The organism is Borrelia sp. P9F1, from assembly GCF_030436115.1.
In the GTDB taxonomy this organism is placed as follows: Bacteria; Spirochaetota; Spirochaetia; order Borreliales; family Borreliaceae; genus Borrelia.
Window position 1 is genome coordinate 189,353 of the sequence record NZ_CP129407.1, and the last position, 23,812, is coordinate 213,164.

Here is a 23,812-nt window from a genome sequence, read left to right on the forward strand (position 1 = left end):
TTCATAAAAAAGTAAATTACAATACATTTCCATTTAAACAAAATAACAAAAAGTATTTTGCAAACAATCCAAAATCAATTGATTAATGGATAATTTAAATTGATTAATGGATAATTTAAGAGTAGAATTTACTTGTAATGAATGTGTTTTTACTAGTAAGTCTACCCTTGGTTTTAAAAATTTACACGTTAATAAAATATCCTCAGTTGAGAAAAATTAAACAAAAATATGCATATTCAATGCTAGCTTTACTTGGCATGACTGCTTTTTCCTCGCTATATCTGACGGAAGAATTCATTTTGTATAAAATATTGGAAATAAACTATAGAACAATCTTGAGTTTAGCAATCTCAATATTTATCAAAGAACATTTGTATTATTATGTCTTTCCAATATTAATTTTTGTATTCTTCTCCACATTTAATCCAAATTCACAAATTAAGAACAACCCGATATTTTTAATATATTTTGCATTTGGAATTATATTTTCCAAAAATTTAGAAATAATTATTATGAATAGTAAAATATTTGGTACCTACGAGTACATCAAGATGCCTGCTTTACACATAGTGGAATTAGTGTTTACAGCGATAATATGTGAGAAAGGAATACGCCTTTCTGTAACGCGTAACATAAACGGATATAAGCTTATTTTTATACCCCTCCTATTGCTAGAAGTAACTATTACGCTTTTGAAGGTATTAATTTTGATTAATATGCAGTTATACTCTTTAGTCATATCAATAGCACTAATGGGAATTGTATTTTTAAACAAGAACTCGCTGAAACTTTAAACAAATGCTAAAGAAAAAGACTATTTTTATTACATTATTCATTCTGTTTTCATTTCTCTGCTGTGAAGGAAATAAAATTTCAGGGGGACATTTCGACTATATAATCATTTTTTCAGATGCAACTGCACATTTCTTCAAAATTAAAGATGATCCATTCATACAGGATGATATATTGTTCATAAATGAAAAAGATATTGAAATGGTTAAAGATAACTTAGTCAGTGTAGAGAAGATACTATTAACGCACAAAACAACCAATGAAATTCTTAATAAAGATGGCATAAGGGAAAAAATTTTCTTGCTCTCTGATGTCAAATTTTCACTAAAAAAGGCTGTTGATTTCATATTCACCAAATCTCTAGCACACCCTACAGCCTCTTTAATAATGAGAGACAACTCTTTAAGCAACGAAGACTCGGAACACCTAGAGAAAAGTGCAAAAGAGCAAAGCATAAACATCACTACAATCAACAGTGAAAACATACAGTACTTAAAAAATTTCATTACTCCTGAAATAAAAATAGTTATTCTATTTTCAATGAAAAATAGTCACATCTACTTAAAAAGATTGTCAAGTTCACCTTTTTTTAAAAAAATAGAATTTGTGCTTATTGGAGATACTGGGAAAGATTTTAAAAAAATTAATTTAAAACACATCATCGGAATTAATAAGTTAGATCTGACAGACATTGTAAAAAAAATCGACAAAAACTTTCAATATGAGTTAAACATATACAAAAGATAATGTAAATCTGTTATCCTAATATAACAAATAATACTTAGTTTCAAATTATAAGGGTTTTAATATGATAAAGGTTTTAGTAGTGTTACTTACTTTGGGTGGTGCCTGCATATTCGCACAAAATACTGATCAAAAGAACGATAAAAAAGAGGGACAAACAGAATATATTCTTTCTACAATGGAAGATCCATTTGATTTTCATTTAAGATTTTTTACTGAAAGGATTAATCCTCTGCTTGTTAGGTTTAAAAATAATAACAGTACAACTCAAGATAAAAAATTTGTAGTAGCGCTTAGGTACATTACTTCTAGAAGCGATAGCGAAATGAATCTGGAACCAGATAGGCAGATGATAATACCTGGAATTGTCAAAAGCATCTCTTTATGGGTAGATGGAAGAGAAACTAGCACAGAAATTTTTGCAATATTAAAAGACTCATCGGGTACTTTTCACTCAATTCCATTTAAGGCAGAAGACGGCAGTTCTAAACTTAACTTTCTTGGATGGAAAAAACTCACCGCATATATGCCAAAAAGTTTTGTCCAAAAGACACACAAATTTAAAAAAGAGACTAAAGATTCGGAATTAATAAGAATAAAAATAATACCTGAACACAGAATAAACCACGAACCGCAATACATATATCTATCCGAACTAAAGGCAATGATTGATGAACAAAATACATCGACTACTTATGATGACAATTGGTAAGAATTTTTAAATAAATCTTCAAAGTTGTGATACAACATAGTTGCAATACTTTCTGCATCGCAACTTTTAATTTTTGCGACCTCACAACATATGTATCCTAAAAAAAGAGGAGCATTCATCTTTCCCCTTAAAGGTACTGGCGCTAGAAATGGACTGTCTGTTTCAATCAAAATATCATTAATGCTTAGTTTTCTTAAAACCTCCCTTAAAGGTTCTGCGTTTTTAAAAGTTAAATTGCCCGCAAAAGATATTTTAAACCCAAAATCAATAAACTTACCAGCATATTCATAAGTACCAGAATAACAGTGAAGTATTCCCCTGCCTAAAAATTGGGAAGATTTAATAATGTCGTAAACATCATCATAAGCCTCTCTAATATGTAGAATAACAGGTTTTCTATATTTACTAGCCAAATCTAACTGAATATTTAAAGTCTCAATCTGCTCTTTTTTATTATCTGATTTTAAATAATCAAGACCAATCTCACCAACAGCAATAACATTTTCATTTGCCAAAATATTATCAAGCAATTCAAAATCATCTTTTAAAGCCTCATTTAAAGGATGAATTCCAGCTGTAAGCGAAATATTAGAATAAGTATCTAAAAGTTGTTTTCTCTCATAAAAATCACTAGGATGTAGGCCGATATCAAGAAAATAAGAAAACCCGCTACTCAAGCACTTATTAATAACATAATGAACGTCTACAGAATTCTTCCTAAGCTCATTAAAATGAACATGCGTATCTACTAACTTATTAAAAAAGATAGATCTTTCAAACTCAAGATTCATAGGTTCATCTTCTTTCTAAGCTTATCAATGTAGTCAATAATGGCAACATTTTTCATTCCTAATTGTAAAAACTTTGATAAAATATCCACAGCATTTTCAATTTGCCCCATTGCTTCATAGCACTCGGCCGCATTAACGTACAATATTGAATTTTTAGGATTATTTTTTATAAGACTTTTAATAGCAGACAATGCCTCTTCATATTGCCCCTTTTCCTTTTGTAGTAGAGCAAGCCCTAGTATGGCAAACATATCAAAATCAACGTCAAGAGCTTTTTTATAATACTCCTGTGACTTTTCGTAATCCTTCAAATATCGATATATGTCCCCTACTCTTGTTAAAACCAAGTTGTTCTTTGGATCTCTTTCTATTATTTCAAGCCAATATTTTAATGCCTCATTATAATCCTTACTTCCCCTATAGCAATCAGCAAGTCCAAAAACAGCATAAAAATTATTTGGAGAAATTTCCAATGCTTTTTTAAAAAAATAAATTCCTTTGCTATATTCCTTTAACTTTCTGTAACAATTACCAATTGAAGTTAAGACACGCACATCAATCTTAACCCGATTTATCTCATACATCTTAAGCCAATACTTCAATGCTTCCTTGTACTCTTTAAAGTCGTAATATAAATGCCCAATACCAACAAGAGCATAATCATTATCAGGAGCAAGTTCTATTACCCTTAAATATGCTTGTCTAGATTTTTGAAAATTCTTTAACTTTCGATAGGAGGCAGCAACTCGCGTTAAAACAGTAATATTTTCAGCATCGTACTTTAAATATTCTTCCCATATATCCGTAGCCTTCTTATAGTCATCTAAACTTCTATAACAATCCCCTAAACCAAAAAGCGCATAATTATTACTTAAGTGTTTAGAAAGGCACCTTTGGTAGTAGGCTATCGCCTTATCAAAGTTCCTTTTCTTCCTTTCAATATCCCCAAGGCCGACAAGGGCATAATTGTTATCATTATCCTTTTCTAAAATATCGTTAAACAACGCCTCTGCCTCATCAAGTCTCTCTTCCTTTATTAACTGGTATCCCCTCTTAGATTTCTCAGTAACATCAAGAAGCTTATTATCAGAAACTTTCGACATATCTTCAAGATCACCTAGAAGTTCCTTTTCCAACATAAATACCCCTTTCAACTGGTTTATTAAAGATATAATGCAACTCACTTCGTGTATGCTACCAAAGCACACAAATCATATTTACACATAATATTTATACATAAACACTAAGGTATCAAATCTTTAATATCCAAACCTTGATAATACACATTATATAAAAAATCAAAAAAATATACTCAAATTTACACACTAAAAATTTTACCTAAATCTAAACTAAAACCCTCCTATATAAAATTTAGGGGCAGCTGTAACAAAAAATCTAAAATTAGGATAAAATGTTACTACCCCCTTAGGAGAAAAATTGGGATGTTTTTAAATAAACTAGGTTCGATTGAGAACAGGATGAAAATGCTTGAAGATAGATTACGAGATACAAGTTTAATTAAAAATCAAAAAGAATATGCAAAGGTAGTGAAAGAATTTAACTATTTAGAAAAAATTAAAGAACAAAAAGATAAATATAAAAAGATATTGCGTCACATTGAAGAAAATAAAAAAATCCTTTCTGAGGAAGAAAATTCAGAAATGAGGGAATTAGTAAGACAAGAACTGACCACTTTAAATCTTGAAAAAGATGAGACCGAGCATAAAATCAAAGTACTGCTCTTACCTCAAGATGAAAACGACAGCAAAAACATTATTATTGAGATTAGAGCTGGTACAGGTGGGGAAGAGGCCGCTCTTTTTGCCAACAATCTTTACGAAATGTATGCAAAGTATTCTGAGAAGAAAAAATGGAAAACAGAGCTTATTAACTTTAATGAAACAGAACTTGGGGGATTTAAAGAAGTAAGCTTTGAAATAAAGGGTAAGGATGTATTTAAAAAACTCAAACATGAAAGCGGAGTCCACAGAGTTCAAAGAGTACCCATAACCGAATCTAGTGGGAGGCTTCAAACCTCTGCTGCAACCGTTGCCGTGCTTCCTGAGGTTGAAGACACCGATATTGAAATTAATGAAAAAGACTTGAGAATAGATGTCTACAGATCTTCTGGTGCGGGTGGCCAACATGTTAATACAACGGATTCTGCTGTTAGGATTACACATCTACCTACAAACATTGTGGTACAATGCCAAAATGAGAGAAGTCAACACAAAAATAAAGATCAAGCGATGAAAATTTTGAGGGCTAGACTCTACGAATTTGAAGACATAAAGAAACAAGAACAGCGCTCAAGCGAGAGAAAGCAACAAGTAGGCTCAGGTGATAGGTCTGAACGCATTAGAACATATAATTTCCCACAAAACAGAGTAACAGACCACCGAGCAAATATTAGTCTTTATAAATTGGAAGAAATTATGCAAGGAGATCTTGATTCTTTTCTTGACATGCTAGCTTTGGAACTTCAAGAAAGAGCATTAAAAGCCAATTCGATATAACCCCTTTCAATGACAATAAATGAAGCAATAAAGAGTTCTAGGCAATATAACGTAAGTACTCTTGAGGCGTTGTTGCTACTTGAAAAAATTTTAAAAACTAGAAAGGAAGTTATCCTTGCAAATAAAAATCAAAATTTAACAAAGGAGTCGGAATATAAATTTTTAAATCAAATAAATAATATAAAATCAGGAATTCCAATACACCACATACTTAAGATAAAAGAATTCATGGGGATAAATTTTTATATCAATAAAGATGTACTCATACCTAGAGCAGACACAGAATGTTTAGTAGAAGAAGCCCTAATACAAATTAAAAAGAATAACTTAAATAAAATTCTAGACCTATGTTGTGGAAGCGGATGCATTGGTCTTACACTTGCGCATTGTCTTAAGAAAAAGGTAACATTGTCAGATTTCTCTATTGAGGCCCTAAAGGTAGCACTTAAAAATACAAAAAGACTAAAATTAAAGAATTATGTAGAAATAATACATTCAAATCTGCTAGAATGTGTAGGCAAAGGGTTTGAAATAATAATTACCAACCCTCCTTATTTGAATGAAGATGAATTGAGGATAAAAGAAAAGTCAGAAAGAGAACCAAGAATGGCTCTTTTAGGTTTTGGAACGGATGGACTTGAGCTTTCAAGAAAAATAATACAACAATCAAAACATAGACTTGCTAGGAATGGGCTCTTGATAATGGAATCAGCTCCATGGCAGATAGAACCCATTAAAGAGTTTGCGGTACGAGAAGGGTTTTTATATCTCAAGACTCTACGTGATATTGAAGCAAGGAAAAGAGCGTTGGTACTGAGGATAACAAATGATACAACCCTATGAAATTGCATATTTAATGAAAATCAATAATCTTGATAAAATAAAAAACATCTTCAAAGATACCATCAGTGATGCCTACAAGGATGAGATTCAAAAAAAATTAATTTTTAAGGCTCTTGAAATATCAGAACAATTGCACCAAGGACAATACAGAGAAAGTGGAGTTCCTTATGTAATCCATCCAATAACAGTTGCATTATTTCTTGCAAAATTTCAATTGGATTTCAAAACAACAATAGCTGGACTGTTACACGATGTACTTGAAGATACAAGTGTTTCTAAAGAAGAAATAATTAAAGAATTCGATGAAGAAATTTTAAGCTTAATTGATGGTGTAACAAAAATTCATGATTTACACAACAAAACAAGGGCAATCAAAGAAGCGAACACAATTTCAAAAATGTTTTTCGCAATGACTCATGACATTAGAATAATAATCATTAAACTCGCAGATAAATTACATAACATGACAACCCTTTCCCACTTACCCAAAAACAGAAGAGAGAGAATTGCAAAAGATTGTCTTGCCACTTATGTGCCAATTGCAGAAAGGCTTGGCATTTCATCTCTTAAAGTATATTTAGAAGACCTTTCATTAAAATATCTTTATCCAAAAGAATATAAAGAGATAAAAAATTTTTTAGCTGAAACAAAAATAGAGAGAGAAAAAAAATTATATAAAGGAAAATTGATAATCGAGAAGGAACTTAAAAAAATTGGGATTGAAGCAGAGATTACAGTACGATCTAAACATTTTTATTCAATATTTAGAAAAATGAAAACAAGAACGAATAACCTTTCTCAAATTTTCGATACCTTGGGGATAAGGATAATCTGTAGACAACAAAAAGAATGCTATGAAATACTAGAGATTGTACACAAAGTCTGGAAACCAATACCCGGAAGACTAAAAGATTACATAGCAATACCTAAAGATAATAAATATCAGTCTTTGCACACCACTGTAAGAATACCAGAGGACAATCAATTGATTGAAATACAAATCAGAACAGAAGAAATGGACAGAATTGCTAAATATGGTGTTGCCGCCCACTGGATCTATAAAGAGCAAATTGAGCTTAAAGCTGATGACCTTTCATTTATTAATCGCATAAAAAAATGGCAACAAGATTCGGCAAACAAAAATCAATACTCAATGAATGACATACACAAAGAACTATTAAACACATTTATATATGTATATACACCAGAAGGAGAAATAGTAGAGCTTCCATTTGGATCAAATTCAATTGACTTCGCATACTCAATACATACAGATATTGGAAACCAAGCACTTTATGCAAAAATTAACGGAAAGATTAGCTCTTTGACAAAACCTTTAAGAAACGAGCAAATTGTTGAAATATTCACCTCGCCAGAAGCAAAAGCCGATGTAATTTGGCTAACTAGCGTTAGAACAAAAAAAGCACGCTCAAAAATTCGATCTTGGCTTAACAAGAATGACGATACAATATTTGTAGACAATAATATAATTGCATATCTTATTGGGGAGACCAGAGAGCAGAAAAGACTTTTTAGTCTCTTTAAGTCCTTAACAAAATCTAGAATAAAAAGAATTACCATATCTCCTGAATGCAATCCATCAACAGGAGAAGATATTATTGGCATAATACAAAAAGATGAAATCATAGTACACAACGACAATTGTCAAGCATCAAAACATCACAAAAAAAGCCACCTTGTTGAAGTAGAATGGGAAGCAACACCAACAAGGAAGGTGTATCATATTGTAATTTTCTTAAAAAATTTAAAAGGTCTTTTCAATTATCTAGATAATATTTTCACGACTTTTAATATAAGACTTATTAGCGAAAAAATAGAAGACTGCGGAAACGGATACGGCATAAGCAACATAATTATCTCATCGAATGCAAAAAATGTGGCAATGGTTCTCTCATCTCTTAAAGGAAACCCCAATATACTTAAAATCATGCAAGTAGAAGAAGACATTAAAAACTATGAGAATTAAGATACTGTTCTTAATTCTGTTTCACGTGTTTGTTGCATACAAACCAATAAAAGCAAACGAAACAAATTCATATAGTCAGCAAATAAAAGAACATATTAAAAAAATCAATGAATTAAATGAAGTTACAGAAAAAATAACAAGTACTTATGACTACATAAAAAAACATTTAACAGAAAACAAGATTGGATACAAAGAACATTCACTTCAAGAAATTGGATTTATTGGATACTTGCAAAAAACAATTCACTCGCAAATAAAGGGAAGTGGTAAAATCATGTATAACATCATTGTCCCCTTAGAAATACAATATGATTTGCAAAACAATCTTGCAATCGCAATTGCAATCACATTGCTAAGCGAACTAAAAAATATCAAGATTGAAAATACCCTAAACATATACTTCATAGAAGACGATTCACATAAGGAAATGTCGACAATAAGCAGTAGATTACTTCTTAATAACAATGCTCTTACAAAAAACACAAGAACAATATACTTGATGTTAAATGCCGCCAAAGAAAACAATATAATAGAATTTAAGAATCAATCAAACGTAATAAACTCAAAAACAGACCTAAATTTTCTAGAAGTACTCATTAGAGCATTTGAAAACAACAAAGCAAATTTTGTTGTTTCAAAAATCCGTGACAAGAACATAAACGAAATATACAACCTATACCTAGAAGAAGAGATTCCGATTTTAATTATCAACAACAATGAAAAGGCCCCCTTATTAGCACGCCCAAAGAATAATAACCTTTCTGATATCTATAAATCAATTCAAGAAACAATAACATCCAAACAAAATGTCAAAAATGTAAATCACCTGCACTATGTTATCATAAACACTCCAGTTAAAAAATTGATCATAAGCGAAAGTGCTCTCATTGTACTGATATACGCAATCTACAATTCCATTATATTAATGTTTCTCAGAAAATTTACAAAAAATGGCGTAATGATTAGAAGAATTAAAGACAACTACTACAAAATAATAAGGCTGTTCTTTATATTATTCTTAAGCACGTACATTTCGGTCACCATCACAAATAGAATACTCACAGAATATGAAAGCGCAATAGATTACAGTATCATAAATCCGATCTATCTGGTAAATTTTTTCCTAACTTTATTTAGTTTTAACCTGCTTTCCTACTTCACATATAAACTCAAAATATATCTAAATTTTAGAGAACTTAAGTATTTAGCAATAGCAATTTCTGTTATTGAACTTATTATGCTACTATATATCAAGATAGAGTTTATTTTAGTTATACTGTTTAAAAATATATTAATACTACTTATCCCTAATAAAAGAAACATTACAAAAAAGGTCATAGTGGCTGTTATTTGGACCTTAAACTTCATACTAGCGTCATCTTTACAAACAACTTCTCTTATTTCAAGACCCGTGGCACTGAGCTACTTAATATCGATATCACTTTTCTCACCAATACTTATTGATATCGTAGAACATTTAAAGTACAAGACTCCACCAATGCTACAAGAATTTAAAAAGGCTGAAAAGATGGTATCTATAACCTTTTTCTTAATAATCGCTACGATAATAATCTCAAACAACATAAGTACAATTTCAACGATCAAGATAGACCAAATAATAAGCTTTCCAGAAAAAATCAATAAAATTAATGTAGAATATCTTAAAGAAAATAGAAATACAATTCAAATATCAACAAAGAGTTTTAGTCTAGAACTAAATAAAGACGAAAAACAAGTAGAAAAAGCATTTAAAATACAAAAAGATTTGATAAACGTATCTTTTCAAAAGATAGACATTGCTGAAAGAAGTATATATGGAATAAAAATTAATACTGAAAATGTTGCAAAACAAATCAATCTATCTTTACAGAATGCGTCCGAACTTATCATATATCAAAGCAATACACCATATAAAATAGCGTCTAATAACGTGATATTTACAGTAGGCAATATCAAATCAAATACAATAAATATCGCTTTTACAATCAAATCTCAAGAAGACATTAAATACGACGCATTTGCCTATTTCGACACCAACGATTATTACGTCAAGATCCACGACAAAGAAACTAAAAAAGAGCATCAAAACATAAAAGCAGACTACTCATATTCAATCAAGTATTCAGGTACACTTCCTAAACCCGAAAAACACGATCCAGATACTTTCTTTAAACTCCAAGGTGATAGAGAAATAGAAAGCTTGAAGAACTTGAAATTCTAGACTAGTTTTCCAACTTTTCAAAATCAATCCTTTTCTTTTTCTTTTCATAACTATTAAAAGAAAAGTCCACTAGTTTATCAACCAAACATTCATAACCCACTCCATCATGTTCGCACATTTTAGAAAACATAGAAATATCCGTAAATCCTGGTATTGTATTTATCTCATTGACGTAAATTAACCCAGTATCTTTTTCAACAAAAAAATCAATCCTTGCCATCCCTCTGAGTTCTAAACATTTATAAACCAAAAATGCATACTCTTTAATGTCTAGCAAATGCTTTGTGTCAAGATGAGCTGGGATATTAAACACAATAGAGTTCCCAGGAATGGTAGCATACTTAGCATCATAGTCATAAAATACAAAATCCTGCACAATAACCTCTCCAGGAGTAAATATCTTAATTTGATCATTCCCGATAACAGAACATTCAATCTCCCTAACTCTCATAAACTTCTCTATAATAATGGTTAGATCATATTTGAAAGCTTCCTCTATACACTTCTCAATCTGATCATCTTCATATGCAACATTAATTCCAATTGAAGAACCCAGTATAGCTGGCTTAATGATCACAGGATATTTTAAATTTTGTCTTATATTATTTTTAACTTCTTCTTTATCTAGAAAATAATCATATTTTCTCAATCCAATAAAGGGTACTAGCGGAATATTAAAACTTTTAAGAAAAAGTTTACAGAAATATTTATTACTGGAAATAGCACTTCCTAAAATACCAGGCCCAACACAAGGAATATCCATTATTTTTAAAAGCCCCTGGATAGAGCCATCCTCACCTGTCCTCCCATGGATAATGGGAAATACAACATCAATTTCCAGGTTTCTGTCCCCTACAAATATTCCACTACCAGGAACTAAACTAATAACAGAAGAGTTATCTTTTTTAATTAATTTAAGGGCATCGGGTACAAAGTCCAATAAATACCAAGTTCCAGTATTCTTATCAATAAAAACTGAAAATATATTATACTTATTTAACCTCTTAAGAGCTGTATAAACTCCATATGCAGATCGACAAGAAATTTCATGTTCAAAAGAAACTCCTCCAAATATCAACATAAGATTTTTCTTCACAACATTAACTCCTATTTATTAAACTTAAAATAATATCTTTAACGATACCTTTTTCATCCCAAGGGATATTTTTATCCTCATATATTATCGAATCTTCATGCCCCTTCCCAAGAGTAACAACCAAATCATCAGCACACGCAAGGCTTATTGCCTTCTTAAGTGCATCTCTCCTATTAGGAATGAAAAATAAATTTTCACCCTGTGTCTTATTTAGAATTCCTTCTGAAATATCTTTAATGATCTGCATGCTGTCTTCACCTCTTGGATCTTCATCACAAAGTACTATTGTATCCGCATGCCTATCTGCAATCTCTCCCTGCAACTTTCTCTTTGAAACATCTCTCTCTCCAGCAGAACCAAAAACAGCAATTAGTCTATTTTTTGCAAGTCTTTTAAATATAGGGAAAAGTTTAAGAAAAGCACCCGGAGTATGTGCATAATCAATAATTAAAGAAAAATTCTGTCCAAAATCAACACTATCCATTCGACCGCAAAGACCCCTAATATTTACAAGACTAGCAATAAGTTCTGATACACTAACACTTGCAACCTGACTTACAACAATTAGAGCAGCAATAACATTCTCAACGTTGAAACTACCCGTCAAATCAACCCTGGCATCATATTTAATATTTTTACTAAAAAATTCAAACTCCGTAAAACCCATTTGCTCAATAATTTTACTTACAAAAAAATCAGCACTTTCATTCTCTAAACTGTACGTATAAGATCTTTTAATAGAATTTAAAAATAGAGAAGAATTCTTATCATCAATATTGACAACACCAAACCCATTACTAACAGCAACAGAAGAAAAAAGATTAAGTTTAGCACTCAAATAATTCTCCATCGTGCCATGAAATTCAAGATGCTCGTGACTAACATTAGTTAAAACAGCAACAGAATACTCAACGTCGATAAGCCTTGCCGTTCTGAGATCAAGTCCATGCGATGTTGATTCGACAATAGCATACTGAACATTATTCTCCACCATCTTACTGAGAAAAAAATGAATCTCTGTTGATTCTGGAGTCGACTGCCTATAAGGATTTTTAACCAAACTTCCACTTCCATCATCAAAAAATACTGTTGAAATAAATCCAACCCTAGCCCCAATAGACCTTAAAAGAGTATATATATAAAAACAAACAGAACTCTTGCCATCTGTTCCTGTCACTCCAATAATCTTAAGCTTCTTTGAAGGTTCATCATAAAAAATGCTGGAAAAATTTGACATAAATCTCTTTATGTTACAAGAATCAACTTTGATATATGTTACATTTGAAGCACAAAAGTCAACATTACTAGCATGCACAATAACATTACTACCCCTTTGAATCGCTGCCTCAATAAATTTCTGCCCATCAAAATGAAGCCCTGGGAGAGCAAAAAATACAAAGTTAGGTAACACACATCTTGAGTCATATGCCAGTCCCATTATTTCCACATCACAAGATCCTCTAATTTCTTTAACCAAATTTTTATCCAACCTAGATAAAATACCACGAAGTCTCTTTTTTCTATTCATACTTCTAGATTGTACAAGAATAAAAATCATTTTGATATAGAACACAAGAGGAAAGCCTTTACAAATATTAAGAGCCGCTGAGCCTATTAATACAGGCTAAAAATATTGTTTACAATTCAACCATTTTTTAATAAACTAACTAGTGTTTAATGGCGCTGTACCCAAGTGGCTAAGGGAGAAGTCTGCAAAACTTTGATTCGCCGGTTCGATTCCGGTCAGCGCCTTTTAAGAGTCGATAAAAGCCATGCAGTGTTTCACGGAGATAGTCTAGAATAACAGGTATGTTGGATTTATCATTAATAGTCGTATTTATAGTACTCTCAGCAGTTTTCTCAGCATCAGAGACGGCATATACCTCATTGAGCTTAATGCAACTCCAAGATATAAAGAAGAAAGGCAAGTTAGGAGCAATTGTGTATCACTTGGCTCAAACTCCATCGAAACTTGTTACAACAATTTTGATTGGAAACAATATTTCCAATATAACAACCAGTGTTCTTGCGACAAAATTTGTTCTTAACAAGTACGGAGACAATGCTCTCGCTTTTTCAACGGGAATCGTGACAATAATAGTCCTTATATTCTCTGAAATATTTCCTAAACAGATTGCGATATTGAATAACGAAGGCATAGCCTTGTCGACTTCAATCTTACTTAAAACATTGGCATTCGTATTCACACCCATAATATACGTAATTAACGAAATGACTAAAATCTTACTAAGCCTATGCAAAATAAAAACAAGTCAAAAAATGAATAAAGATACCATAAAAAACATGCTGTCTTTAGCTGAAAACTTAGGGATACTAGAAAATGATGCTAGAATGTTCATGCAAAAGATGTTAAACATAGGCGAGGTCAGAGCATCGGAAGTTATGACTCACCGTACAGAAGTATTTTCCCTATCAAGCACATCAAAACTAAAAGACAAGATTAAAATGATTAAAAAAGAAGGATATTCCAGAATTCCTGTGTATAGGGGCCATAACAGAGAACAAATAATAGGAATTTTAATAACCAAAGATTTAATTGAGATAAGCAAAAAAGAACTTGAGAAAAGCATCATAAAATTTGCAAAACCCGCTGTTTTTGTACAACAAAACAAGAGAATAAAAGATACCCTAGCCATTATGAGACAAAAACAAAAAATAATGGCAATTGTTATTGATGAATATGGAGGTTTTTCGGGAATACTTACAATAGAGGATATAGTAGAGAAAATATTTGGAGCAATATTTGACGAATATGATTTAGAAGAAGAAAAACAGTTTATTATTAAAAAAGATGAAAACACTTACCTAATACTTGGTGAGACCACCTTTGATGAGATTGAGGAAATTGTTGGGATAAAAATTCAACACAAAGACTACATAAATACAGTTGGTGGATACATAATGGATTTACTTGACAAGATTCCTAAAGAGGGAGAACAAGTTAATACAGAACATGGAGAATACTTAATAGAGGAAGTAAGGAATCATAAGATTAAAAAAATAACCTTTAAAAAATTTGAAAAGGAGTGAAAGTGCATAAAAACCTTTGGAGAATGATTTTTGATTTTTCAAAACCTGAATTAGACACGAAACATGGCTTTAATGGAAAGGTCGCTTATTTGCCAATAAAACAAAAATTCAATGAAAATAGTGAACTTTGCTTTATTAAGCACTTAACATCAAAAACAGAAATAAAGAAGAAGATGTGGATTTTTTTCTTGCTAGACAAATAAAAGGAGGATAAAAATGCTAAATATTCCAAAATTTTTCAATAAAACATACGAATATACAGTAGCACTAATTATATTGATAATAATAGCAGTAATAATCATCTCAAATGTTTTCTTAGTTGGTCCATCGGAGGAAGCAATTGTTCTTCGCCTTGGAAGACTAAACAGAACGCTTGAATCGGGAATACATATTAAAATTCCACTAATTGAGGAAAAATTCATTTTACCAGTAAAGATAGTACAAGAGGTTAAGTTTGGATTTAATTCAGACAATAACAGAGGAATTAATGTTGGTGAGGATGAGGGAGTAATTATTACTGGGGATTTAAACATAATAAATGTTGAATGGCTGGTACAATATAAAATAAGCGATCCGTATTCTTTCATGTTTAAAGTACAGGACCCGGAAGAAACTATCAAAGACATTGCGAAATCATCAATGAATAGGTTAATTGGAGACAACACTATTTTTGAGATAATTAATGACAATAGAGTTGGTGTTACAGAAGGAGTAAAATCCTCTATGAATGAAATTATTAAAACGTATAATTTAGGGATAGATATTGTGCAGGTACAAATCAGAAATGCTATGCCACCAAAGGGCAAGGTTTATGAAGCATTTGAAGACGTTAACATTGCGATACAAGATAAAAATAAGTTTATTAATGAGGGAAAGAAAGAATTTAATCAAATCGTTCCAAAAATTAAAGGAGAAGCACTTAAGGTACTAGAGGAAGCTAAAGGATACAAAGAGAGCAGAATAAATAATGCCTTAGCCGATACTGAAATCTTTAACGCAATTTTAAATGCGTATATTAAAGATCCAGAAATTACAAGAGAGAGGCTCTACAATGAAACAATGAAGGAAATCCTTGAAAATAAAGATAACATTGAAATAATCGACAAAAATTTTAAAAACTTCCTCCCATTCAAGGAGATAAAGTAAATGAAACATATGGTAAAATTCTTACTCTCTATTGCTAAAACTGCTGTATTTACATTATTGTTTGGTTTAATATCACTTTCCATAATGCAACCGATTTATATTCTAAAAGAAAACGAGATTTCAATCACTACAAGACTTGGAAAAATCGATAGAACCGAAAACACAGCAGGACTTAAATATAAAATTCCATTTATTGAACATGTGCAAATATTTCCCAAAATCATACTCAGATGGGACGGAGAACCCCAAAGAATCCCAACGGGTGGAGAGGAAAAGCAATTAATATGGATAGATACAACCGCTAGATGGAAAATTTCAGATATTAATAAATTCTACACATCCATTAAAACAATGGATAGAGCTTATGTAAGAATTGATGCTGCCATTGAACCTGCTGTTAGAGGTGTTATCGCTAAGTATCCTTTACTTGAAATGATTAGAAGTTCAAATGACCCAGTTCAGCGATTATCTCACGGAATTTTAACGGCTCAAGAGGCCAAGAGTGACACAACCTATCAAATAACAAAGGGACGAAAAACCATTGAAAATGAAATAATTCAAGTTGCAAATAAAAATACTCAAGATATTGGAATTGAAATTGTTGACGTTCTTATTAGAAAGATTAGCTACGACCCAAGCTTAATCGATTCAGTACATAACAGGATGATCTCAGAAAGGCAACAGATTGCAGAGGAACAAAGAAGTACGGGAATGGCTGAGAAAACGGAAATACTTGGTAGCATTGAAAAAGAAAAACTAAAATTATTAAGTGAGGCAAAAGCTGAGGCAGCTAAAATTAAAGCCGAGGGCGATAGTGAAGCTGCACGTATTTATGCAAACGCATATGGAAAAAGCGTTGAATTTTACAGATTTTGGCAAGCACTGGAAAGCTACAAGATGGTGCTTAAAGATAAACGAAAAATATTTTCAACAGATATGGAATTCTTCAGGTACTTGCACAACAGAAAGTAAAACATATACTAGATTTAATAAAAGTTTTATTTAAGAAAGACATTAAAGCTTATTGCAGCAACTCTTCAAGCCTATAGCCGGGAGGTGCCTCGGGTGTTGTGCCTAAAGCGGACAATGGCCACTCCGTCACTTCGCAAGCACTACGGAGGAGACAAAACAAACCCCACCCGATTTTAGGACCACGGCGTAAAAACAAAATTCATCCATCCTAAATAACAATCACAAAACTCACATTATTCAAAATTGTTCAATATATACTTCAATACAGCATCATTATAATGGTAATCTATTACTTCACAAGCCTTATCCTTGAGTGCTTCAATACCATTCTGAGGTGTTACCTTGTGAATTTCGTTTTCGTTAAAGACAGAAATATCATTGTCAGAATCCCCAAAATAAACGATATCTTTGTAAGAAATGGACAAATAATCAGCTAAAAATTTAATCCCATTTATCTTCTCAGCATGAACGCTTTGTATTTCAATAACACTAATCTTGTCATTAAATTCTATCCTTCCATACCTAGATACCTTAAGTTCAGAATAATTCTTCATATTCAAAAAAATATCTTCAATTCTTTCTCGGGCAGCAATAATGGTAACAGACAAAATATCACAAAGAGCAATATCGTTCAGCTTATCTATTTTGATAATATTTGAACGACAAAAAGTTTGCTTAAATGTAACATACCAATGCTCTAAGAAATTATTAATACCATCATAAACATTAAACACCTCTCCATTTTGTATCACTTTAAAAAACACAGAAAACCCATTATGCTTAAAATAAGAATAAATATCATCGATACAATCCCGACTTATATCTTCTACATAAAGAGGACTACCCTGATCAACAAGTGTAACATAAGCACCATCATGACTAATTAAAGGAATCTTAAAATCAAATCCCCTCAAAGGAGACCTCATAAGATAAAAATCCCTACCTGTTGCAACCGTAAAATTAAAGTCATCCCTCTTCAGAAGCTCCTTTAGACTATTCCTAGAAAAATCTGATAAGGATCCCCTTCTATCAAGCAACGTACCATCTAAATCCGTAATAAAAACCTTGCTCAAATAACTACCCTATATCCTTAAACAAAACACATAGGGCCAATTATACAACTTTAAACATAAAAATAGCAATTAAGCCTTCCTATTCGTGTTTATTGACAAAAAAAAATGTTTGTGAAAAAATTGTGATGTTATGTAAAAAGAGTGGCCGCTGTAGCTCAGTTGGTAGAGCATAGGACTGAAAATCCTTGTGTCAGGAGTTCGATTCTCCTCGGCGGCAATGTCTCATTGCTTTTGTTGGTTACATTGTAGTTAGATAAGAGTGGTTGTGTCTTGAAGTTTTGGATTTTCTTCAGTAGTGCGGGGTCGCCTACGGGCCGGCGGAGCTTAAAATCGTTCCTCGAGGGTTTGTTCTTTTGGGGTTGCTATTTAAATTCTACTTAAGAGGGCTCAGGATGATTCTCAAAGAAATAAAAAGGGTAGAAGACCTAACGGAAGACGATATTATTTTTTCGAATATCGGAAATTTGTCTAAACTGAGTGCGCGGGTAAACGATAAGATCATTAAGGCTTTGAAACAGGGGGGTGTTTCACATATACCCGTAATTAACAACTATACAAATATGCCACATGAAAAACTGGTAAGTATGGTCAATGAGGAGCTCTTAGAAAACGAAATAAATTTTTTAAAAGAAGATTTAGTACAAGCTTTAAAGGACGTATATAGACCCTTCTCAGAAAAAGATAAGATGTTCATGATTGCCGGCAAGAAGAGTTTGATCAATCTGAATGTTCTTATGGAAGAGGATCCCGATTCAATTTATTTTAAAGAAGTCATTGAGGGTAGTTTTAAGATTTTACCAACACACAAAATAATATCCATTCAAAAACTACTGCTGGAGGTATATGATTACTTTGATCTTCAAAGGTTTAGAAATAAAGATGGTCTTTCTAATGTGAAAAGGATCAAAAAACTATACCTACACTCAGTCAGGAGAGATTGGAAATTTTTTAATGGAAAAGTAAAAACATCAGGTGATTCTGTTTTATTGCATGCGATTGATACTACGATCTATTTTTTAATGACAATTGCACTCTTAAATAAAGAGAGGGCAGCAAAAGATGCACCTCGCTCAACAACAAAGTTTTTTATCGACAAAGGACACTACACACAGTTTACAGAATTTTTCTATGATAACAACATAATAATACAAGCCGCGCTTGGTGTGCTTTTGCACCCAATGGGGCTCATGCATACTACCATACTACAAAACTTGAAAGACAAAATTAGCCTTAAAAATAAAGGTGAAGAAGAAAAGTACAGGCTTAAAGTGGAAAATTTAGAAAAAGGCATTAATGTATCTAGAAATCTATTTAGAATGAGAGAAGACATCTCTCCCATTACAAAGATGATAATAAACGGACAAAGAAACTATCTTGATAGTAAAAATCATTTGGATACAAAAATTAAAAGATTCACTCATGAACTTATTAGAATTTTTTGTCTAATAGATACTTATGATGAAATGGTCAATCCTATTATAATAAAAGAACCTGTTAATCCTTTGGAAGCTGTTGAATTTTTATTGCAAAATAGCTCAAAATATCACTGGGACACTGGCAAACCGGATGAATATTTGAAGAACAAAAAATTTGACATAGAGATGTTGAAAATATTTCTGAAAATACTTGCACCCTTTGACTATGGAGAAATTCTAGACATATGCACAAAAGACTGCAATGAGTCCTTATTTAAAGTCGTTGTTTTCGATTACAATGTGGGTGTTACGCCCATATTATCTGTCATAAGAAAAAAGGATAAATGTTACGATATTGGAGATGTGGTGCTTAACCTTGATTCCAAAGAGATAATCGTTAAGGGAGGAAGAGGGGAAGTGAAGAAAAGTTCACTCAAAAACGTCAATAAATTTGAATTAAGGCGCAACATTGAGGAGCTCAGAAGTCATGAATTTGATCTTTTCAATATTGCAATTCAACCTTGAAATTATTAATAAGAACCAAACTTAAAAAAATCAATCTTTGAATCACCGTATCTCCTAGAATCGTATCTGGAAAGACTTAAAACCCTGCCATTTAAGTGTTCCCTAGCAGGATAATGGATAATAACCTTTACACTTTTATTTAAACTCTCGTTTCTTGAAACTGCTTCAAGCAGATTTTCTTTAGAAATATAATTAAAAGGAGGATCGAGATAAATAAAGTCATAGAAAAGATTGCTTCTTTTGATAAAAAACTCGGCCTTATTAAAAAAAAACTTGTAAGGTTCCCTTATGAAACCAAAATTCTTAATCAAAACGCTCCTAGAAGCCTTATTACAATCGACAAGGTGAACAAGCCGAGCACCTCTACTCAGAGCCTCAAGAGACATTATGCCCGTACCCGCAAACACGTCAAGAAAATTTGCACCTAAAATCTGATTAAAAATAATGGAAAACAGCGCCTCCCTAACAACAGCCATTACAGGGCGCACACTGCCCGCCCTAGGAAAAGCAACTTTTCTCCCCTTGTACTTGCCTGCACTTACATGCATGAGGACTAATTCTAAATTATTTTAAAAAAATATTAAATATTTAAAACTTGAATTTTGATATAATTTTCCTTTAAGAGGAACATGGTATGAAAGGTGTAATCTTAGCGGCTGGGTATGGCACAAGATTCTTACCAATAACAAAAACTATTCCAAAGGAAATGTTGCCCATTTTAAACAGACCGGCCATTGATTACGTTGTTGAAGAATTTATTAATTCTGGTATTAAAGACATATTAATAATAACTTCAAGAAGAAAGGAAGTTTTAGATAATTATTTCGACAGAGAAATTGAACTTGAGTCTACATTTAAAAAAGAAAATAGACAGGACTTACTAAAAATAATTGAACTTAAGAACGTTAATATTAGCTTTGTAAAGCAAAATGAGATGATGGGAACAGGACATGCTTTACTGCATGCAAAACCTTGGATTGGGGGTGAAACCACAGTAGTTGCATACCCCGATGATCTACACGTTGGAAATCCTCCTCTAACAGCGCAACTCATAAAATTACATAAAGAAACTGGGAAAAATATACTGTCTATTATTGAAAATCCCAAAAACATCAACAGGTACGGGGTAATAGCATTGGACAAAGACAAAATTCATGTCAAAGACATAATAGAAAAGCCAAAAATTGGAAAAGAACCAAGCAAGAAAGCTTCCATTGGGAGATTTTTATATACCCATGATTTTTTTAAATACTTGGAAGAAGGATTTAAAATTCATCAAAGGGGAGAATATCATCACATTTATGCTTTAAGAAAACTGATGTCTGAGGGGCAGGTACTGTATAAAGAAATAGAAGGCGAGAGACTTGATACAGGTGATATTGAAGGTTATTTAGAGGCAATAATTAAAATTGCTAAAAGAGATGACAAGTTACTACAAATAATTAAGAATTTAGTAGAGGTTAAGTGAGCGCAATAACAAAACGACAAGAATTTTATGACTCTCTCAGTGTATTAAGAAAATATATAGATGAAAACATAGAAGAGAAGATTTTAAAGTATAGTATCTTTTCAAAGCTCTACATGTTAAGTGAAGAAGAGATTAAAAGTCTTATAAAAATAAGCAAAGAATACGAACTTGGAAAAGACAAAATAGACAGTGCTCTTGAGGAATATTACTATGAAGAAAATAAGAACACAAAAATTAAGGATTGGTTGTTAGGGATAATCAGGGAAAAAAATTCATTACAAATAAGAAAAGAAACAAATCTTATTAGTAAAAGGCTTGGAATAACATATAAATTAAAATCAACTCACTATTTCAAATTAATTGAAATACAAAATAATCCAGAGTACACAGCGTGCAAAAGGGAATTATACAAACAACTGATATTAAACTTCTCAAGCAACGTAGAAGCAGAAAATTTAGAGTCTACAGTAGATATACTAGTAGCTGTAAGAAATAGAGACAAAGAAAAAATTAAACGCATCCTAAAGCAAACCAAAACACAGCAAAGACTCTTCAAGTCTAGCCTAACAAAAAAAGCAAGTAGAGTAATAAAGCTGCAAAAATTGCTCATCTTAACACACTGGCCAGTAGGATGCTTATCTAGAACACTTTTTAACAAAATTTTAACAAAAAATTATAGACACACGATAGATGAAATTTTCACCCTAACGTATGATGAGATTCTTAAATACTTACTTACAATGAAAACTTTAAGCCTTAATGAAATTTTTTATAAAGGGTCTAGAAAAAATATCAACTTCAATTACTTTTTCAGCGATTTTGCACAATATACCCTCAAGGATTTTCAAAATACACTAAAAATTTATTTGTATTCATTTAAAAAAATTGCAATAAACAAATATTTGCATTGGTTCTTTAAGGATAAAGTACCAAACGAATGGGAAGATTTCATTTTTTCAATTGAATACATAGCAAAACATAGGTTGTTAAATTTAAATGAAAAAATAGAAGATATCATTACAGCAAAATTTCAAGCAGAAGACTTCTTTGTATCTTTTGAAAAGATGGGCTTTAACCCTTACAAGAGCTCAAAAGCATTTCAAAATAAAAATATAAGGAGAATATTTTTGCAAAATGTGATCGATTACATAAAAGACAATGCGAAAGAAATGGACACATATGGATGGATAGCGTTCTACATCTATGCAGATAAAGATGACAAGAAAAATTTCTCAAACGATATAAAAACATTCTTTAGGAGCAAGGATTTTGAAATTCAGAATCAAATACTTGTATACTTTTTATCTTTTTATCCAAATATTGATAAGAATCATTTTGAATTCATATCAGAAATGCTAATCCATCTTGATGAGAATAAAATTACCATACCTAATGAAATAATAAAAATGCAGAAGACCCTTGACCAGGAATTGGACTACTATAAATCATACATTTTCATTAAATCATTAATTTTAAGAACAAGAGTATTTAAAATTTTAAGTAAGAATATTCAACTAGAAGTACTGTTAAATTCAGAAGAGTTTAGATATGAAAAATTACTGCCCGCATTGTGCTATGTTGCCCATTACTTAAACCCAAATGAATTAAAAGAAGAGAAAGTAATTCCTTCTGTACAAAAAGAAGACATAATGAAATTCATTGCATTTTTAACTAAAGGTCAGAATAAATTTATCTCAGGAACAAAATAAAATATAGCAATATTTACACTAACATAATACAATGTTAATGATAAAAGATATGAAGACTCATTTTTTACTGCTCAAAGACTCGATAATATTTGCTTTGTTTCTAGTCTCATTGTTAAGCCCGAACTTTGCACACGCTCAGAGGTTGATTAGAATTGGGCAGGAAGAAATCAAAAATAAAAACTACTCAACAGCAATAAAAATTCTCAGTGATGCTATCAAGAAGTATCCAAAAGCACAAAACGGATATTATTTTCTAGCGATAGCCTATAGAGAAAATAATCAATTAACAGAGGCAGAGGGTGCTTTGCTTGATGGAATTGCAGTTGGAGGAAGTATTGACTATAAGCTATATTTTGAACTTGGAAACATAATGTTTAAAAGGGGCGCGGGATACTACAATCTAGCAATCAAATACTATTCCAATTCAGTTAAAAATATGCCTAATTACGACAGGGCACTGCTTAACAGAGCGAACTCTTATGTTGAACAAGGAAAAGTCAATTTTAGGGAAAAAGATTACAAAAATGCATGGGATTCCTACACTATGGCGATTCACGACTATTCACAATTTATTACCCTGAGATACGAGACCGAGAAAAAAGACGATATTCTCTATATGATCAACCTCTTAAGAGATAAAAAGGCAGACCTAGAAGAACTTGACAAAAGTCTAAAAAGTAGAGATGAACATATCCCTAAAGATAGTAAAGATAGTAAAGATAGTAAAGATAGTAAAGATAGTAAAGATAGT

Annotated in this window: 21 protein-coding genes and 2 tRNA genes; 17 read left to right on the top strand and 6 right to left on the bottom strand. The window is 31.7% G+C overall.

All coding sequences use genetic code 11. From position 1 onward, the window contains the following. Positions 1 to 137: 137 nt before the first annotated feature. The 3 genes from QYZ68_RS00940 (at position 138) to QYZ68_RS00950 (ending at position 2,248) form a co-directional block, all read left to right on the top strand. Entirely contained in the window at positions 138 to 794 is a 657-nt protein-coding gene (locus tag QYZ68_RS00940) for a hypothetical protein (RefSeq protein ID WP_301383703.1), read from the top strand. Between the two features lie 4 nt (positions 795 to 798). After that, on the top strand, positions 799 to 1,539 hold the full coding sequence (locus QYZ68_RS00945) for a hypothetical protein (protein WP_301383705.1): 741 nt from the start codon (positions 799 to 801) through the stop codon (positions 1,537 to 1,539). 61 nt (positions 1,540 to 1,600) lie between these two features. After that, positions 1,601 to 2,248, top strand: a complete 648-nt coding sequence (locus QYZ68_RS00950; RefSeq protein ID WP_301383707.1) for a flagellar filament outer layer protein FlaA — start codon at positions 1,601 to 1,603, stop codon at positions 2,246 to 2,248. On the opposite strand, the gene QYZ68_RS00955 is transcribed toward QYZ68_RS00950, so the two are convergent. Beyond that, on the bottom strand, positions 2,230 to 3,039 hold the full coding sequence (locus QYZ68_RS00955; protein ID WP_301383709.1) for a TatD family hydrolase: 810 nt from the start codon (positions 3,037 to 3,039) through the stop codon (positions 2,230 to 2,232). The genes QYZ68_RS00950 and QYZ68_RS00955 overlap by 19 nt on opposite strands. Further along, positions 3,036 to 4,178 carry a tetratricopeptide repeat protein gene (locus QYZ68_RS00960; protein WP_301383711.1) on the bottom strand — a complete coding sequence of 381 codons (1,143 nt, stop codon included), beginning with the start codon at positions 4,176 to 4,178 and terminating at the stop codon, positions 3,036 to 3,038. Before QYZ68_RS00960 ends, QYZ68_RS00955 begins: the two co-directional genes overlap by 4 nt. A 303-nt stretch (positions 4,179 to 4,481) precedes the next feature. Between QYZ68_RS00960 and prfA the strand changes: the two genes are divergently transcribed. Genes prfA through QYZ68_RS00980 form a run of 4 tightly spaced genes read left to right on the top strand, consistent with a single transcriptional unit; the run spans position 4,482 to position 10,606 of the window. Next, entirely contained in the window at positions 4,482 to 5,555 is a 1,074-nt protein-coding gene (gene prfA / locus QYZ68_RS00965; protein WP_301383712.1) for a peptide chain release factor 1, read from the top strand. 9 nt (positions 5,556 to 5,564) lie between these two features. Further along, the gene (gene prmC / locus QYZ68_RS00970) at positions 5,565 to 6,398 is read left to right on the top strand and encodes a peptide chain release factor N(5)-glutamine methyltransferase (RefSeq protein WP_301383714.1); all 834 of its coding nucleotides are present in this window, start codon (positions 5,565 to 5,567) and stop codon (positions 6,396 to 6,398) included. Next, entirely contained in the window at positions 6,382 to 8,385 is a 2,004-nt protein-coding gene (locus tag QYZ68_RS00975) for a RelA/SpoT family protein (RefSeq protein ID WP_301383716.1), read from the top strand. Before prmC ends, QYZ68_RS00975 begins: the two co-directional genes overlap by 17 nt. Beyond that, the gene (locus QYZ68_RS00980) at positions 8,375 to 10,606 is read left to right on the top strand and encodes a ligand-binding sensor domain-containing protein (RefSeq protein WP_301383718.1); all 2,232 of its coding nucleotides are present in this window, start codon (positions 8,375 to 8,377) and stop codon (positions 10,604 to 10,606) included. Before QYZ68_RS00975 ends, QYZ68_RS00980 begins: the two co-directional genes overlap by 11 nt. Before the next feature lies 1 nt (position 10,607). Here QYZ68_RS00980 and QYZ68_RS00985 read toward each other — a convergent pair whose 3' ends face one another. Together QYZ68_RS00985 and QYZ68_RS00990 are read right to left on the bottom strand one after the other, a co-directional pair. Continuing rightward, positions 10,608 to 11,702 (bottom strand): D-alanine--D-alanine ligase, encoded by a 1,095-nt coding sequence (locus QYZ68_RS00985; protein ID WP_301383720.1) that lies wholly within the window; start codon positions 11,700 to 11,702, stop codon positions 10,608 to 10,610. A 4-nt stretch (positions 11,703 to 11,706) separates the two neighbouring features. Further along, positions 11,707 to 13,230: a UDP-N-acetylmuramoyl-L-alanyl-D-glutamate--2,6-diaminopimelate ligase gene (locus QYZ68_RS00990; protein WP_301383722.1), complete on the bottom strand. Its 1,524-nt coding sequence runs from the start codon at positions 13,228 to 13,230 to the stop codon at positions 11,707 to 11,709. A 151-nt stretch (positions 13,231 to 13,381) separates the two neighbouring features. Here QYZ68_RS00990 and QYZ68_RS00995 point away from each other — a divergent pair. From QYZ68_RS00995 to hflC, 5 genes are all read left to right on the top strand, one after another. Beyond that, positions 13,382 to 13,454 (top strand) — tRNA-Cys (locus QYZ68_RS00995). A 57-nt stretch (positions 13,455 to 13,511) separates the two neighbouring features. Continuing rightward, entirely contained in the window at positions 13,512 to 14,753 is a 1,242-nt protein-coding gene (locus QYZ68_RS01000) for a hemolysin family protein (protein WP_301383724.1), read from the top strand. Between the two features lie 2 nt (positions 14,754 to 14,755). After that, positions 14,756 to 14,956 (top strand): hypothetical protein, encoded by a 201-nt coding sequence (locus QYZ68_RS01005; protein ID WP_301383726.1) that lies wholly within the window; start codon positions 14,756 to 14,758, stop codon positions 14,954 to 14,956. A 13-nt stretch (positions 14,957 to 14,969) separates the two neighbouring features. Next, positions 14,970 to 15,899 carry an FtsH protease activity modulator HflK gene (hflK, locus tag QYZ68_RS01010; RefSeq protein ID WP_301383728.1) on the top strand — a complete coding sequence of 310 codons (930 nt, stop codon included), beginning with the start codon at positions 14,970 to 14,972 and terminating at the stop codon, positions 15,897 to 15,899. Beyond that, positions 15,900 to 16,871 carry a protease modulator HflC gene (gene hflC, locus QYZ68_RS01015; protein WP_301383730.1) on the top strand — a complete coding sequence of 324 codons (972 nt, stop codon included), beginning with the start codon at positions 15,900 to 15,902 and terminating at the stop codon, positions 16,869 to 16,871. Between the two features lie 233 nt (positions 16,872 to 17,104). On the opposite strand, the gene QYZ68_RS01020 is transcribed toward hflC, so the two are convergent. Then, entirely contained in the window at positions 17,105 to 17,944 is an 840-nt protein-coding gene (locus QYZ68_RS01020; protein WP_301383732.1) for an HAD-IIB family hydrolase, read from the bottom strand. A gap of 144 nt (positions 17,945 to 18,088) precedes the next feature. Between QYZ68_RS01020 and QYZ68_RS01025 the strand changes: the two genes are divergently transcribed. Both QYZ68_RS01025 and QYZ68_RS01030 read left to right on the top strand, forming a co-directional pair. Beyond that, positions 18,089 to 18,161: transfer RNA gene (locus tag QYZ68_RS01025), tRNA-Phe, on the top strand. 175 nt (positions 18,162 to 18,336) lie between these two features. Then, on the top strand, positions 18,337 to 19,884 hold the full coding sequence (locus QYZ68_RS01030; protein WP_301383733.1) for a hypothetical protein: 1,548 nt from the start codon (positions 18,337 to 18,339) through the stop codon (positions 19,882 to 19,884). Positions 19,885 to 19,889: 5 nt separating this feature from the next. Here QYZ68_RS01030 and rsmD read toward each other — a convergent pair whose 3' ends face one another. Beyond that, positions 19,890 to 20,432, bottom strand: a complete 543-nt coding sequence (gene rsmD / locus QYZ68_RS01035) for a 16S rRNA (guanine(966)-N(2))-methyltransferase RsmD (protein WP_301383735.1) — start codon at positions 20,430 to 20,432, stop codon at positions 19,890 to 19,892. Between the two features lie 86 nt (positions 20,433 to 20,518). On the opposite strand from rsmD, the gene QYZ68_RS01040 reads away from it, so the two are divergent. The 3 genes from QYZ68_RS01040 to QYZ68_RS01050 all read left to right on the top strand — a co-directional run. After that, a complete protein-coding gene (locus tag QYZ68_RS01040; RefSeq protein WP_301383737.1) occupies positions 20,519 to 21,352 on the top strand; it encodes a sugar phosphate nucleotidyltransferase in 834 nt (277 codons plus the stop codon). Next, positions 21,349 to 23,061, top strand: coding sequence for a BB_0208 family protein (locus tag QYZ68_RS01045; RefSeq protein ID WP_301383739.1), 1,713 nt, complete (start codon positions 21,349 to 21,351; stop codon positions 23,059 to 23,061). The genes QYZ68_RS01040 and QYZ68_RS01045 overlap by 4 nt, the downstream gene beginning before the upstream one ends. Positions 23,062 to 23,110: 49 nt before the next feature. Then, positions 23,111 to 23,812: tetratricopeptide repeat protein (locus QYZ68_RS01050; protein WP_367317274.1), on the top strand; the 702-nt coding region annotated here is incomplete at its 3' end.